The sequence below is a fragment of the Vibrio sp. RE86 genome (assembly GCF_013114545.1).
GTDB lineage: Bacteria > Pseudomonadota > Gammaproteobacteria > Enterobacterales > Vibrionaceae > Vibrio.
Genome location: NZ_VTXI01000008.1, coordinates 155,947 through 171,237, shown reverse-complemented (window position 1 = coordinate 171,237; position 15,291 = coordinate 155,947). Strand labels below are relative to the sequence as shown.

General features: G+C 43.8%; 11 protein-coding genes and 1 pseudogene. 8 read left to right on the top strand and 4 right to left on the bottom strand.

Annotated features, from left to right (window positions below; all coding sequences use genetic code 11):
* Nucleotides 1–191: 191 nt before the first annotated feature.
* The gene (locus F0231_RS10190; protein ID WP_171759622.1) at nucleotides 192–2,816 is read left to right on the top strand and encodes a cellulose-binding domain-containing protein; all 2,625 of its coding nucleotides are present in this window, start codon (nucleotides 192–194) and stop codon (nucleotides 2,814–2,816) included.
* An 81-nt stretch (nucleotides 2,817–2,897) separates the two neighbouring features.
* Here F0231_RS10190 and F0231_RS10185 read toward each other — a convergent pair whose 3' ends face one another.
* From F0231_RS10185 to F0231_RS10175, 3 genes are all read right to left on the bottom strand, one after another.
* Nucleotides 2,898–3,926, bottom strand: a complete 1,029-nt coding sequence (locus F0231_RS10185; RefSeq protein ID WP_171759621.1) for a methionine synthase — start codon at nucleotides 3,924–3,926, stop codon at nucleotides 2,898–2,900.
* 26 nt (nucleotides 3,927–3,952) lie between these two features.
* Nucleotides 3,953–4,930 (bottom strand): DUF1852 domain-containing protein, encoded by a 978-nt coding sequence (locus tag F0231_RS10180; protein ID WP_171759620.1) that lies wholly within the window; start codon nucleotides 4,928–4,930, stop codon nucleotides 3,953–3,955.
* Nucleotides 4,931–5,294: 364 nt separating this feature from the next.
* Complete coding sequence (locus F0231_RS10175; protein WP_171759619.1) at nucleotides 5,295–6,173, bottom strand: 6-carboxytetrahydropterin synthase; 879 nt, start codon at nucleotides 6,171–6,173, stop codon at nucleotides 5,295–5,297.
* 288 nt (nucleotides 6,174–6,461) lie between these two features.
* On the opposite strand from F0231_RS10175, the pseudogene F0231_RS20950 reads away from it, so the two are divergent.
* Nucleotides 6,462–6,614: pseudogene (locus F0231_RS20950) on the top strand (tryptophan--tRNA ligase); the annotation flags it as partial.
* Nucleotides 6,615–6,752: 138 nt separating this feature from the next.
* Here the strand turns inward: F0231_RS20950 and rplY are convergent.
* Complete coding sequence (rplY, locus tag F0231_RS10170; RefSeq protein ID WP_171759618.1) at nucleotides 6,753–7,031, bottom strand: 50S ribosomal protein L25; 279 nt, start codon at nucleotides 7,029–7,031, stop codon at nucleotides 6,753–6,755.
* A 347-nt stretch (nucleotides 7,032–7,378) separates the two neighbouring features.
* Here rplY and F0231_RS10165 point away from each other — a divergent pair, with 347 nt between their 5' ends.
* The 6 genes from F0231_RS10165 to F0231_RS10140 all read left to right on the top strand — a co-directional run bounded on the left by F0231_RS10165 (nucleotide 7,379) and on the right by F0231_RS10140 (nucleotide 15,196).
* Nucleotides 7,379–8,107, top strand: coding sequence for a glycosyltransferase (locus F0231_RS10165; RefSeq protein ID WP_171759617.1), 729 nt, complete (start codon nucleotides 7,379–7,381; stop codon nucleotides 8,105–8,107).
* Nucleotides 8,108–8,124: 17 nt separating this feature from the next.
* Nucleotides 8,125–9,411, top strand: coding sequence for an LssY C-terminal domain-containing protein (locus F0231_RS10160; protein ID WP_171759616.1), 1,287 nt, complete (start codon nucleotides 8,125–8,127; stop codon nucleotides 9,409–9,411).
* Nucleotides 9,412–9,572: 161 nt separating this feature from the next.
* Nucleotides 9,573–11,627: a type VI secretion system Vgr family protein gene (locus tag F0231_RS10155; protein WP_171759615.1), complete on the top strand. Its 2,055-nt coding sequence runs from the start codon at nucleotides 9,573–9,575 to the stop codon at nucleotides 11,625–11,627.
* Nucleotides 11,624–12,409, top strand: a complete 786-nt coding sequence (locus tag F0231_RS10150) for a DUF4123 domain-containing protein (RefSeq protein WP_253825769.1) — start codon at nucleotides 11,624–11,626, stop codon at nucleotides 12,407–12,409. The genes F0231_RS10155 and F0231_RS10150 overlap by 4 nt, the downstream gene beginning before the upstream one ends.
* Nucleotides 12,406–14,478, top strand: coding sequence for a DUF2235 domain-containing protein (locus tag F0231_RS10145; protein ID WP_171759614.1), 2,073 nt, complete (start codon nucleotides 12,406–12,408; stop codon nucleotides 14,476–14,478). The genes F0231_RS10150 and F0231_RS10145 overlap by 4 nt, the downstream gene beginning before the upstream one ends.
* A gap of 1 nt (nucleotide 14,479) precedes the next feature.
* Entirely contained in the window at nucleotides 14,480–15,196 is a 717-nt protein-coding gene (locus F0231_RS10140) for a DUF2931 family protein (protein ID WP_171759613.1), read from the top strand.
* The last annotated feature ends 95 nt before the right edge of the window (nucleotides 15,197–15,291 follow it).

The window sequence follows — 15,291 nt, the reverse complement described above, 5'->3', positions numbered from 1 at the left end:
TAGCCTAGGTTGCTAAATCCATTCATTTAAATATTTATTACCACGTGATGCTTGCCGCATAACTGTATGACTTGTTTTTATTTTCCAGATAAAAATATAAAGAGTTGCTAACTTAATTTTTAACGATTATTTATTCGACGAAGAAACGGCGGGTAAAGAATTGGTGTGTAAATTAAACAAAAGGAACTGTTATGTTTAGGATAAGCAAGGTGGCGGCTTCACTAGCTTGTATTGTGTTGAGTGGTAATTTGTACGCTGCTGAACCTTACGATGCATCGAAAGCATACTCTGGTGGAACTCAAGTCACGGTTGATGGCAATACCTATGAGGCTAAGTGGTGGGTCAACGCAGGCCAAAGCCCGACAGACAGCTACGCGAATGAATGGGATTCACCATGGAAATTGGTATCAGGCACGACGCCAACACCAGATCCCGATCCTACTCCCGACCCTGATCCAACGCCAGATCCGGACCCTACACCAAACCCAACTCCGGACCCAGATCCTACACCGACTCCTGATCCTACACCAGGCGTGGGAGTATGTGCTGAATTCAATGTTTATCCAAACTGGACCCAAGGTGACCATGCAAATGGTGGCGACATAATGGTCAATGAAAATGTAGCTTACAAAGCTAATTGGTGGACATCTTCAGCACCAGGCAGCGACAGCAGTTGGGGTCACCATCTAGATTGTGATAATGCCTCTTCTGGTGGTGGTGGTACAACAGCACTTTCATTGCCTAATCCGCTAGATCCAGTACGCTTGGAAGTTGCTGGTTGGCCGAGTCATTTTGTCGCCGCTAGTCCTGCAACGTTGGATGCTCCTTCTACTCAAACCGTTAATGTTGCAAACAGTCAGGATCTTGCTGATGTTGCGAAACTAACGGATGCATTTGTTGCCTTGATTCAAACGGCTGACTTGGCGGGTTCAACATCAATCATCTTAAGCAGTGATGTACTTGATGTTGCAACGACTGATAAAGGTGCAGCTTTAGGTGTGGTTTCTGTCAAACAAGCGCTTACAGCAGCAGTAGATGCAACGGGAACACATAGTCAGCTTGACGCGAATGCGATAAATGCGCTGACTGATGATGTAAAAGGTTGGGCGCAAGCACACAACCTAGTGATTTCGACTCTAGCTCCGCAAGCAACGTTCGGTTGGACGTTAAGTATCGGGGACTTTGCGTACAATACTCATTCAGGTAAACGCGCAGTATGGAACGCAGCATCGGGCGCATCTGCAGACCTGTTGTCATCGTTTGAACTGTACAAAGCTGATTCACTCAACAAAGGTGATTTTGTAGCCTTTACTAAGTCAGCTTCGACAGCCGTGCTGACTGAAGAGCAGTGGCATTATGCGTTAGAGTACGTTAAACAGGTTTCTGACCATGTTAAAACACCTGCACTACTTGATTCGATTCCAACGTCTCAGGCAGCGACGTACTTCTTAGGTAGTACATCGGGTGAACGTCATATACGTAAAGCGGCTCACAGCAACGTCTTTGCGATTTTGTTTGACACAGGTAGCGCTGATCTCGATGCTAAAATCGCACGTTATCAAGCTGAGACTGTTCCGTTGTATTACGTTGGTGAAAGTGTTCAAAATGGCCCTCTCACTCGTATTGCTTCATTGAATGCCGAGTTAGCTTCAGCAGAAAACGCAATGAATAATCAAGCGTTCTTGTATGAGGTTTCTCAAGCGAATTGGGCTCCTTCAACAGTTTACAAGTGGGCTGACTTCCTTGCAGGGCTTAACTCAATGCATAACGTGGGTGTTGCTGGTAACACATTCTGGCTACTCGACGAAACAGCAGATGATGCGACCAATGCGATGTATGCAAAAGTTGCCATTGCTGCATTCCTATCACAAAGTATGCAAGAGACCATTCGTTACAACGCCTGTGATGAGAACAACTGGTCAGAAGTAAGATACGGTGCTCCTGTTAACTACCCAATGACAGCAAGTTGTGGTCAGTTAGGTCAGAAGTACGCTGATTACGGTATGGATCCTAACACTGGTATTGACCACCCATACTCTTGTCCGCGCGATCCTAAAATGGAAGTGACGGCACTAACTAATGCGAAATGGTATGGTGCACCAGCTCCTGTTTTCGCAGCTCCTGACTCTGTTCTTGCAGAAAAAGGCTTGTTAGTAAATGGCAACGTTGGTCGCTGGACGAACGATGGTCACTGTATGGAAGTGCCAACCAGTGTTGATACTTCTAAGCAAGTTTGGGAACGTGGCGAATGTAAAGTATACGAAGGCCAGAAAGCCGGTAAGTTCATTTGGGATGGTAGCGATACTAACGGTACTGTCGAAGGTTGTGGCTGGTGGGGACGTGGTGTTATCCAAACAACAGGTCGTCAGAACTTTGGTACTTTAAACCACTTTATGGGACGCTCTCATGTTAACCCTGAAACTGTTGGTACAACGGTTAACGGTGTTGTCGTCGAAGCCGCTCCTGCAAATCCGCTTTATGCTGACCTCGATTTCTGTTCAAACCCAGGGTTAATTTGTAGCTCTGAAGAGAACCGCGAGATCAAATGGATCGCTGGTCTGTTCTATTGGGTATCTTCAGTGCAGACTTATAACGATGTTGGTGGCCCTTACGCAAGCTGGAACTACCACAATGAGCTAAAAGCCTATGTAGACGGTGGTCTAAAAGGAACTGCATTTATCGATGCTGTATCAGGTATCGTGAACCGTGGCTGTCCTGATTCGACTTGTCCTATCAGTGGTGAAGTGCACGCAGTTAAAGAGCGCCAAGACAACTTTAAGTTGGTGCTACAAACTCTTGGACTCAATCCACAGTAATAGAGCTCTGTTTACTTGCAGAAAGACAAAAGGCTTCCGAATATCGGAAGCCTTTTTTAGTACGATTTGACGCTATGAGCGTTATTCTGAAAGTTCTTTGCGAATGATTTCAGCACCAGCACTTAATGCGTTGAGCTTAGCGTTGGCAACCGAACGGGGAAGGGGAGCCATACCACAGTTGGTGCAAGGGTAGAGCTTGTCTGCATCGACATACTTAAGCGCTTTACGTAGCGTCTCTGCAACTTCCTCTGGCGTCTCAATCGTGTTTGTCGCCACATCGATTGCACCGACCATGACTTTTTTGCCACGAACAAGCTCTAGGAGTTCGATAGGAACGCGAGAGTTGTGACACTCAAGCGAAATGATGTCGATGTTTGATTGTTGAAGTTTAGGAAACACTTCTTCATATTGACGCCATTCAGAACCCAACGTCTTCTTCCAATCTGTATTGGCCTTGATGCCGTAGCCATAGCAGATATGCACTGCAGTTTCGCATTTTAGCCCTTCAATGGCGCGCTCTAAACAAGCGATACCCCATTCATTGACGTCGTCAAAAAAGACATTAAACGCAGGTTCATCAAACTGGATGATATCGACACCTGCGGCTTCAAGCTCTTTTGCCTCTTGGTTCAAGATTTTTGCAAATTCCCAAGCCAGTTTTTCACGACTTCCATAATGGTCATCATATAGAGTATCTATCATCGTCATAGGGCCCGGTAGCGCCCACTTAATCGGTTGATCTGTTTGCTTGCGTAAGAACTTCGCGTCTTCAACAAAAACAGGCTTTTGACGAGAAACAGGGCCGACAACCGTTGGTACACTCGCTTCGTATCGGTTTCGAATGGTTACTGTTTTACGATTTTCGAAATCGACACCACTCAAATGCTCGATAAAAGTGGTGACAAAGTGTTGGCGCGTTTGTTCACCATCACTAACAATATCAACACCAGCCAGTTCTTGCTCTTGTAGCGACACTCGAAGTGCATCTTGCTTACCATCGATGAGTTCTTCACCTTCTAGCTTCCAAGGTGACCAAAGTGTCTCAGGTTGAGCGAGCCAAGAAGGCTTAGGTAAGCTGCCAGCTGTTGAAGTAGGTAATAATGTTTTCATAATAAAGTACCGTACCTTTGAGTGAGTTAAAGAGCGAAGTTCGCCGACCACTGCTCAAGAACAGTTTGGTATGGCTTGATGAAGTTTTCTTCGGCAAATTTACCTTGTTTAACCGCTAACTTACTGCGTTCTTCACGGTCGTAAACAATTTGAGTCAAAGAGTGATCTTGGTTCTTTAAATTTGGTTGATAGCAGTTACCCGCCACAGCGTTGGCATTGTAAATTTCAGGACGATAGATCTTCTGGAAAGTTTCCATCGTGCTAATTGTGCTAATGAGTTCAAGGTTGGTGTAGTCATTGAGCAAATCACCAAAGAAGTAGAATGCTAATGGCGCAACACTATTTGGTGGCATGAAATAGCGAACATCTAGTCCCATCTTCTTAAAGTATTGTTCAGTTAAAGAAGACTCATTAGGCTGGTACTCAAAGCCTAGAACAGGGTGTTGGTTATCCGTGCGGTGATACACTTTGTTGTCCGAAACACTCAGGCAGATAACAGGAAGTTTTTTGAAATTCGCTTTGTAGGCTTGAGAGTTGACGAAATATTTAAACAGCTTACCGTGCAAATCACCAAAGTCTTGAGGAATTGTGAATTTCGGTTGGTCCTTATTATGATCAAGCAACAATACGCTGAAATCATAATCGCGGACGTAAGATGAGAAATTGTTTCCAACAATACCCTCGATGCGTTCATTGGTTTTGCGGTCGATAATGTTAGTCTTTAAAACTTCAATGGAAGGGAAGCTTTCACCGCCCTCGACAATATCCATATCGACAGAAATGATCTCAAGTTCTACAGAATAGCGATCGCCTTTAGGGTTATCCCAATGCGCTAATGCATTGAAACTATTATCAATCATCTTCAGAGCATTGCGAAGGTTCTGTTGGCGACTTTCTCCACGAGCCAAGTTTGCAAAGTTCGTTGTAATACGTGTGCTATCGGCTGGATGATAATTCTCATCGAGACTTAGACTCTTAATAGTAAAATTAAATTCTGTACTCATGGTGCTCTGATATCCTATTTCCTGAGATGAACGCTGAAGTTATTCTTCACTCTTTCTAGGCTTTCTGATTATTTTCTATTTTCAGTCAGTAATTTTCACAACTCTAAACGCATACCTAGAGTGGGTGCTTTAAGCTGATGACTGTAAATTTGTCTAGATTCAAGGAAGAGCTGTATTTATAACGTGGTTTGATGCACCGGAGACAATGGTATTCTCTCACATTGAACATGAGAGAAATTCATGAACAACTTATCGTGGTTGTGGTGAATTATTGAAAATCGGGTAGAAACAGTGTGCAAAAGGAGCGAGTTCGAGAGGGGAGCAGTGCCCTATAGACTGGGTGCCTATAGGGCGTAAGACGGTATTAGCGTGACGCCATTGCGCCTTTACCAACACCTTCATAGGCAATAATTTGTAGTGATTGGTTTGGCTCAAGTGTTGCGTTTACTTCATCAGCGATGTAATTCGCCAACAATTCAACAGTCGTGTCGGTCGGTAGAGTCTCAGTTTCACTTTTGCTAATAGCGAGCTGAAAGTCACCTTGAGGCGCTGTATAGCGAAATCCATAGTGAGTTGAATTTGAAATATGGTCAGCATGTTCACTCAACTCAAGCGCCTCGACATTGCATTGATCTTCTACAGACCCTAAATAAATGTCTTCCCAACGTTTTGCAAATGCGATTTCTTTTTCTGTGTCACGTTGTCCATCGACTAAGATTTCGATCGGAGAACGGTGTCCGTGAGCAATTCGCTGGCAGTTTCCGTCGTGCTTTTTAAGGCCGTGAGTGTAGTGATAGAAAGCGCCACTAATGGCTTCGTTACGTAGCGTAATATCAATGCCCGTAACGTTGCTTGGTAAGTTATCACGCAGAATGGAGTAAACGTGCTCAGTAATGCTCTCGATGGTAACGGCTTCACTATCGATTAAGCAGTAGGCTTCATTAGGGCAGTTGAGGTGCAAGCTATTATCACCACGCATCACATCGAGCGTAGAGTAACCTGGCTTGCTCTCTGCGAAGAAAACAGCAGTGCTTCGAGTGGGGATAAGCAAACGATGATCGACATGTTCATCGACGAGGTGTTTGATCTGTTTCTTTACGCGACCGAAATCGAGCACCATGCTCATTTCATTTAGCTCGCCAGACATGGTGACATCTAAAATCCAACTATCTCCCACGACCCCTCTGTGTTCACAAATATACGAAGAATCGATAACGGTAAGATCTCTTACAAATAGGTTCAAGTTGAACTCCTTACTACTAATGAGATACGGGAGGCTGAGCAAGTTTTCAGCAGGCACTTCGTCTCATTGATTAAGTTAAATTAGTGGACGGGCAGAATGGTACAATGACTTTGTAAAGTCCACCTTTTTAGGCGCTTTCTCATAAGAAATTAGCAGATTCTTTGTTACTTTGACCAAAATCTTATCTAAGTACGCAAATTAATCTATTTACCATACATAGTGCCCATTGCTAAGTAAGGTTATTGATAGCATTTCGCTAAAATTGAACACGGTTGAACTGCAGCATAGTTGCTGAGACCAATTAGAAAAAGCCAAGAAGAGTTTCTTAATGATAAAGCTCAGCTGGTGGAGATTTTGAAGCAAGGCAGTCAAAAATCACAAGAAAGAACGCAGAAGGTTCTCTATGACGTGAAAGAGATCTTTGGCCTGATTATCTTCTGAAAGTTAGCGCTCAAAAACGGTGAAACCCCGATGTTGGTAGCATCGGGGTTTCGAATTTTTAGATTTCTCGGATGGTAAGGCCGATTATCTTATATGCAAAAGGCTGGATTTAATCCTATTTAATTCCTTGGTAGGGAATTAGATACGGATGAAGTCCATGTGCTCAACTTTTGGCTTGTAAGCGTGACGTTGAACGTCTTGCGGCTTAACCTTAACTTCTGCGCCGTCGATCACTAGAGTGATTGCTTCGTAGAACTCAGGCTTGTCCATTTGGTTCATAACGTCGTCGTGGTTAAGAACGATAGATACTGCTGCTTCTTCACCGCCGTATACAACTGCAGGGAATTTACCAGCGTGACGTAGGCGGCGGCTCGCACCTTTACCTAGTTCAGTACGTACTACTGCTTCAAATTTCATAGTATTACTCTCAAAAATTTAAGATATTCATATTCACACTAACAATGCGACCTTGTCATGTGTGGTAAACGCTCAAGAGAAATTGGTAGTAACTCTTCAAGCGAGCGCGGATACTATCACTCTATAGGTTCTGTAGCAATAGATAATAGCGTCAACTGACCAAGTTTTGAGTAAATCAATTCAATTAGTTAGCGCGCTACGATTTTATCACTGTCTCCCTGTATACATTAGTGCAGTTATGGTGATTTCTTATATGAACCGAAACTGAACATTCCCCTCACGATTGATTAAGCAAGCCACCCGTATTCTGAACCCCAAGATAACGAATTAAACAAGAGGAAGACGTTATGGGACCAGTTAGCATTGTAGTAATCACACTTAATGAAGAAAAACGAATCGGCCGTTTGATGGAAGATCTTAGCAAGCAGACTCACAAAGAGTTCGAAGTGATCCTAGTCGACTCAAACAGTGAAGACGCAACGCGTGAAGTTGCAGCTGCTTATGACGCCTCTTTGCCTGAACTTACGATTCATAAAATGGAGACACGTGGAGTTAGCTTGGGGCGTAATACGGGCGCAGCACTAGCAAAACATGAGCGACTGCTGTTTCTAGATGCGGATGTCAGGTTGGATCCAACATTCTTAGCGAATGCAATCAGTCAGCTTGAGCAGAAACAGCTAGAAGTGGCTGGCGTTTATATGGGAGCCAAAGAGCTACCTATCGTACATAAGCTTGGTTATGGCTTGTTTAATCTCGGGTTGTTCATTACTCAGTTTACATTCCCAACGGCAGTAGGTGCATGTATTTTCTCGACCAAACGCGTCCATGAACAATTGAACGGTTTTGATGAAGAGATCGTGTTGTGTGAAGACTGCGATTACGTAAAGCGTGCGAGTAAAACGTGGCGTTTTAGATTCTTAAACCTTACTTTTGGTTTTGATCCTCGTCGCCTTGACCAAGACGGTGTATTCAAAATGGGCGCTACCTATTTAAAAGCCAATGTTCGTCGCTTCTTCTTTGGTGAAATGCGCAACAACGAAATGGAATATAAATTCGGCCACTATAAAGAGCAATAAGGCGCGGGTAAGCGGCAATGTTTGAAGGATTTGGATTGTTTATTGGGGCCTTGTTGGATGCGTTAATCGGCCCCAATCTTTTTGTTCCGGGTGAGCCATTTTTGATCGCGGCGGGTTACCAGTTGCAACAAGGTGTGATTACGGGAGTCACCGCGGTGCTTCTCGGTGGGTTTATCGGTGATCAAATTAGCTTTTTTATCGGTCGTAAAGCGGGATTACCAGCACAGAAAAGGCTTATTCGTTGGCAGATTAAAACGCGCCGCCCGATCGCGAGATGCCGTCACCTAATGTACAAAAAGGGCAACTATGTACTGGCTTTTTCTCGATTGCTTGGGCCTATCGCTTGGGTTGTGCCATTTATTGCGGGTACTCAAAAGATAGGTTGGCGACGCTTCACCTTGTACTCGTCAATTGGTTTGCTGCTTGGTGTTGGCCAATTTGTGGCGTGGGGATATCTGCTTGCGTATGGGGTGGACCAGTTTCCGCTCATTGATGAGGTAAAAGCGTTTGTTGTTGAGCATCAGCCTAGTCTCATCGCACTTGCCGTGAGTGTTGCATTTTATCTCCTGGGTAGGAAGATGCGTTGGCGATTGTTGTTCACTAAATTTACCGCTGTGTTTGTCTTGTCGATGCTATACGCGAACTACATGCACTTTTTCTTCTACGCTGATGATCATCAAGAACTACATGTCGCGACAACGAATAAAGTGGCGCAGAAAGAGGTGGGCTTGCAAGACCTGTATTTCAAAGTGTATCCAGGGAAGTCCTCTATATTCGATGCTCAGGCTGTAAATGTTCTGTACTTAGGTCACTCGCCGAAAGCGCTAATGGAGCAGCTAGGTTGGATACAAAACAAGACGTTCTCAAGAGACGACTTGGAGTTTTCCGACTACGTAAAACTGCTAAGAAATGACACGCCTCCGGTATCGGATCTTTACTGGAATAACATTCCTCAAGAGCTGGCGTTTCAGCTACCAGGTAATTTAATGAAGCGCAGCCATATACGTTGGTGGCAGGCGGGTATTGACGCTGAAACAAAGCAAAAAATTTGGATTGGTGCGATAAGTTATGATGATGGCCTTCAGCTAACCCCTTACTCGGGAATTTTAACGGTGTTGCACAGCGTAGATCCAAATGTTGACCAAGAGCGAGATAAGTTGGCAGCGCAAGTCATGACACATTTGCCTGAAACTACGGTTCAGTTAACACCATTAAAATCGCCAGTCACGCTCGATGAAGAACACGACTACTTCACTGATGGACGAGTTTTAGTTATCTCCAACGTGACCAAGCTGAACATCTAATTCCTGCCTGTGGGCGAAGTATTGTCCAGAGGTAGGCAATAAACTACTCGTAATGTTATGGATCCCTCTGAAACTAGGGGGCTGCGCTTCTGGCACTAACTTTGCGCTATCTATCGGTTTCATCTAATGAAGAAATTAACGATGGATGCAAAGGGAATAGTATGGCGAGGCTAAGGTTTAGCATTACGAACAATGGTATGGATGAGGAGCATTTTGTTGTTCGTCAGTTTCAAGGCATTGAGTCAATCTCTACAGAAACCACTCATTGGGGAACGAATGTAGTTGGATACCGATACGAAATCGACTTAGCGAGCCGACAGCACGATCTCTCTGCCGAACACTTTGTGGATCAGAATGTTTGCTTGGAGCTTCATCGTAATGGCCAGCTAGAAAGAGTCATTCATGGGGTTGTTCGAGCATTTACTAAAGGCGATACTGGGCATCATCATACCTTTTACTCGCTTGTTCTCGTTCCATCTATCGAGCGCCTATCTCTGCGACACAATAGCCGCATATTCCAAAAGCAAACAGTACCTGAAATCATCTCAATTCTCCTCCAAGAAATGGAGATTAATGATTATGCGTTCTCTCTACAGAACGAAAGTAAACCAAGAGATTACTGTGTCCAATACCGAGAAACGGATTTAGATTTCATTCATCGTTTGATGGCGGAAGAGGGAATTGTTTATAGCTTTCTCCATGACGTTAACACGCATCAGACGATTTTTAGTGACTCTGTCTTAGGGCTTAGCAAGCTTGAATCGAGTATTCCATATAACCCGCAATCAGGCGGTCATGCTAGCTACTCCTCTATCTCTAGTTTGATTGAAACGAAGTGTGCAGCAACAGATTATGTGGAGCTTAGCGACCATCATTTTACCAAGCCTGAGTTACGTCATTCTAATAACGCCCTAGCAATAGAGACCCATTTAAAACCGGTTGAAGCCTATGAGCATTTTGACTTTCCCGGGCGGTACGATTGTGAAGGACGGGGTAAAGTACTAAGTGAAACGAGGCTCGGTTCATTACGGCGTTATGCGCATACCGCAATAGCTCAGAGTGATCACATGGAGTTTCATGCGGGACTACGCTTCTCCATTGAACAGGATCTGAATACCAGAACAACACTAGATTGGCAGGTTGTGGGGATCAAAGTTAATGGTAGCCAACCGCAAGCTCTGGAAGAAGAGGGGAGCAATGGTGCTACAACGTTCCATTCAGAACTCTTTTTAATTCCGGAAGCCAGTTCATGGAAGTTGCCACAACACAAGAAACCAATAGTTGATGGCAAATCCATTGCTACGGTTGTTGGGCCACAAAACGAGGAGATTTACTGCGATGAATTTGGTCGCGTAAAGCTGCATTTTCCATGGGATCGATATTCGAATGCCGATGAGCATAGTTCTTGTTGGGTTCGCATTTCCCATGACTGGGCGGGATCGCAATACGGAACCATGACGCTTCCGAGAGTTGGGCAAGAAGTTATTGTCTCTTTCATAAATGGCGACCCTGATTCTCCAATCGTTACAGGGCGTACCTACAATGCGCTAAATACTCACCCATACGAATTGCCTCAAAATAAAACCAAAACCGTGATACGAACATCAAGCTACCAAAGCTCTGGTTTTAATGAATTAAGTTTTGAGGACCAATCTGGCCACGAACAAATCTATCTTCATGCGCAGAATAATCTAAAAGCTGAAGTGAAAAACGATTTAACCGAGCATGTTAGGCACGACCGACATAGATTGGTCGAAAACAACAAGTTCTCTAAAGTTATGAGCAACTCCCACCAGACTGTAGAGGGAGAAAGCCGTGCCCATATCCACGGTGAGTTGACCGAAGTAAGTGATTCGAGCGTTCACCAGAAAATAAGTGCGTTCTACGGTGCAGAGGCTGGCAGGGAAATATCATTAAAAAGTGGTGCGAAAATAGTCGTCGAAGCAGGTGCCGAAATTACGCTAAAAGCTGGTGGAAGTTTTGTGAAAGTCGATGGCAGCGGTGTTCACTTAGTTGGTCCAGCAATTAACCTAAACGGAGGAGGTTCTGCTGGTGTTGGGTCTTTATATTCGGGACAACTGGCTTTGTTACCTAATTCGGTTGAACCACCAATAGCGCCCGTTGTCTCGACGTTCATTCGCTATCCGGCTCTTGAATACGCTGAAACGGCCAATGTTCCATTCGTTAAACCTTGTCCCATAGAGGGAGAAGTATGATGTTGAAAAGTTGGCTTGCAACAAACAGTGAAACTAAGTATTGGCTTGCTGATAACAATGCACACAGATTAGCGGTTGCCCAGTATGGCTTTGGGTTTGAAGGCGAGGTCCCGTTGTTTACCGGGCCTGAATTTCAATCCGTTCAAGCATTGTCCCCTTGGTTTATCCCTGTCTCTGAGGGCGTACTCCAAATACCGGAGGAAGTATTAGCCCAAGGCATTGCAATATCTAGTCAGGCTTTGGCTACAGACATTCTTGAGCATCTACGAAGTCTTTTATTTGCATCATTTGAAGGTGAAGAGGTCATGTTTCGCTATTACGATCTCAAAGTGCTCTCTCCGATGCTTCACCAGTTCGAAGAGAGCGAGCGAAGCCGTTTTATGGGAAACATTGATGAGATTGCTTATTTAGATGGCGGACTCAAGATGTACTCTAATCATTTAAAGGCCCCATTTGAACTTAACAGATCCACTTGGTGGGACATTCTTCCTAACCATTTAGCCTCTTTATATCAACGAGAAACTCACGCGAAGTCATTGAACCGCAGGTGGTGGCAGCTCTCATCAAACATGATGGAAAGAGTGGAAAACTCCGAACTCGTGATCTTATCTGCGCTTAAAAGAGCGCAAACGAATGGATTTGAATCGTCTCAATGGGAATCTTGCGCATTGGTTGAAATCGCAGGTCATGCAAATGTGCACTTGTCTGAATTATCAATACCGTTTCATCTGACCTTTGATGAAATAAAACTCTTAGACAAAATTAAGGAGAAGTGGGGATGAGTATCGATACGGGAGCCAGCCCGTACTTTATGCCTTGCGAGCAATGTAACCGTTGGATCGAAATCTTTGTGCGGGACGAGTTTAATCAGCCGTTTGCTGGCGTCTCAGGAACGCTTACAGATTCCGCTGGCAATGAGTTTGGTGTGACATTAGGTGAGGCGCCTATTTATCTAGAAGGATTGGCTTCTGGCCCGGTATTACTTCATTTAGTTAGTGAGCAGTGGCTGTTAGAATCACAAAAAGATGAACACAAACCAAATGTCGACTCGAAACCTACGGCTGACTTCGCCAATGAGTACGTGAATCAAGAAGGCGCTAAGCCGAAGTTCGTAGAAATCACTGCCGGAGACTTAACCGAACTCACCGAAGGGCAATCACTACCGAGCCGCCATGAACAAGGCAAAGCGGATCCACTGAAACTAATTACCGATAATAGTTACGTGTTACAGGTAAGAGGCTTTAACTTTATCACTCTACGTGTCGGGATGTTCTTTGATGGTACAGGTAACAATACTTACAGTGCTGAGTGGGGTAAGAAACAGCTCGATAAGTATTATTTTAAGTGGCGCCCTAAGTATGAGGTAAATAAAAACAAACCTGTGACCGAGTGGCCCGAGGATATGTTCAAATATCCAGAGGATGAAAAGTTTCATTTCTTTTGGGAAGAGGATTTTGCTGTAGATGGTAGTGCATCGAATGAGCTGACGAACATTCAAAAGTTACATGATCTGTATCCGGATGACGTGTTTGATGAGGAGAAGAGTGTATTTTTACATCCAGAGTATATTACAGGGATTGGGACGGGTAACGAGAAAGATAACACTAAGCCAGCTGATGAGTCCGTAGTGCCAGGACTGGCATTTGGCACAGGTGACTACGGTGTCATAGCGAAAGTTGAGACAGGTATAGAGCAGTTGTGTAAAGCTTTGGGGCAGATCTCCGAATCAGACCAATTTATTAAGGCTAATGCTGACGGGCTTGTGTGTATTGAATTAGACGTTTTTGGTTTTAGTCGAGGTGCAGCAGCGGCAAGGCACTTTACAAATGTCATAGTAGATGGTGAAAAAGGCCTATTTGCAACTAAGTTTACCGATGCATGTCAATCCAATTCAATTAGTCTCAAATCGAGTTTTGATTGGTCGAATAACGAGTCGATTTGTATAAAATTCGTAGGGTTATTCGACACTGTCGCTGCTATTTTCGACCCATTTAGCGGGGACTTTACTCCGCACAACGATGATAATGGAGATGTAAGACTTTGGCTTGAGCCAGATCGTATTGAAAAAGTTGTTCATCTTACCGCGCATAAGAAAACGGAATATCGTTATAATTTTTGCCTAAACAAGGTAAATACAAATTGTAAGTTCAAAGAATACATCGTCCCGGGAGCGCACTCTGACCTTGGTGGTGGCTACCAATCTACTTTAGCGTATGAAACTATCGGTGGTCAGGCACAAGGTAGATATTTGTTACCTCTTTTAGAAGTAAAGCCGATTAAACGGCTAAGGCGAGATGTAGGGCGTTGGAACTACGATAAGGTGAAGGCATCACTAGACGCAAAATTCAAAAAAGTCGTCGACCACGAAACGTCTTTGGGGTGGAATGAAGATGATTATTTTACTACATACAAGACAGTTAGCCATGGAGGCAATGATAGAGCTTATTTAGAAGGTACTCTCCAGAAGAAGCGAATAGTCGAGGGCGATCTGTCGCGCTTGTATCTTCGGGTTATGTTTGGTCTTGCTGAACACGCTCAAGTTCCCCTAGATGATGAACAAGGTGGTGTCTGGAGTGAAGAAAGCGACAGTTATTATTCAGTGCCGAAAGTCGTTGGTAATTATGGCTTTGGAGAGTTTTGCAACAAAGCGTTATCTGCAGCCAAAAGTGGGGAGCTTTTAGGTGCGCTTGATGTTAGTCATATTGAAGATATAAAAGATAGCTCTATCATGGTTAGCCTTATGAAATCGAACTTAATTCACCACTCTTCTGATTGTTCTATCGCGAACAAACCACACGAGCACGGTGATACGTTTGCTCGAGAAATATTTGAATGCAAAAAGGAAAATTAAGATGAAACTATTAACTGTGCTATTACTACTGGTGGTTCCGATTGTTTCCAATGCATTTTCAAAAATCCCTAGCGTTCCTGAAGATATGCCCAAATGGCGAATTGGTTATGCTATGTCTTCATTATATCCTGCGAAAATAACCCAAGCTTATGGAGTGAATGAAGAGCAGGATTGGACTTCATTTGTTCATAACGATATGCACTTTATGACACGAAGTGAGCCGACAAAAATATTGAAAGACTTACCTGATTACGACGGATTTGGTCTCGTTTTAGGAACTCCAGTAACTAACAAAAGACAAGTTGGTGGTACGCAAACACTGCCAGATAGTGTTTATATCTATTGGGCATCAATTTCAAACCAAAGATTTTTCACTACAAAATGGGATTTATCAGCTGATATAAAAAAAATGATGAGTACCAAAGAAACTTATACTCGATATGACGGTGTGGTTCGCGATTGTTATCGGACTGATATGATTTTTGGTTTTTTGCCAAATGGAAACACCAAGCTGTGGTTGCGTGGATGTGGTGAATACAAATACATTGTGGAAATAACGCCAGATGCTGAGCTCGAAGCCGATACTTTTGGTAATGACGCTGCAATCTACAGAGCGAATTATAGTAAGAGAATTGCTGATCGAGCTGAAAGTGTAGGAGCAGCTTTGGATCCAATTCCTTGGGATAGGGTCGATAAAGTCTATTCTGATATAAACTAGTTAAGATAAATCTATTTGTTAAGCCCAGCCACCCGCTGGGCTTTTTCATTTTTATCAATTTTAAGATAAGGTTAAGGCAATAAAACAAACATAAT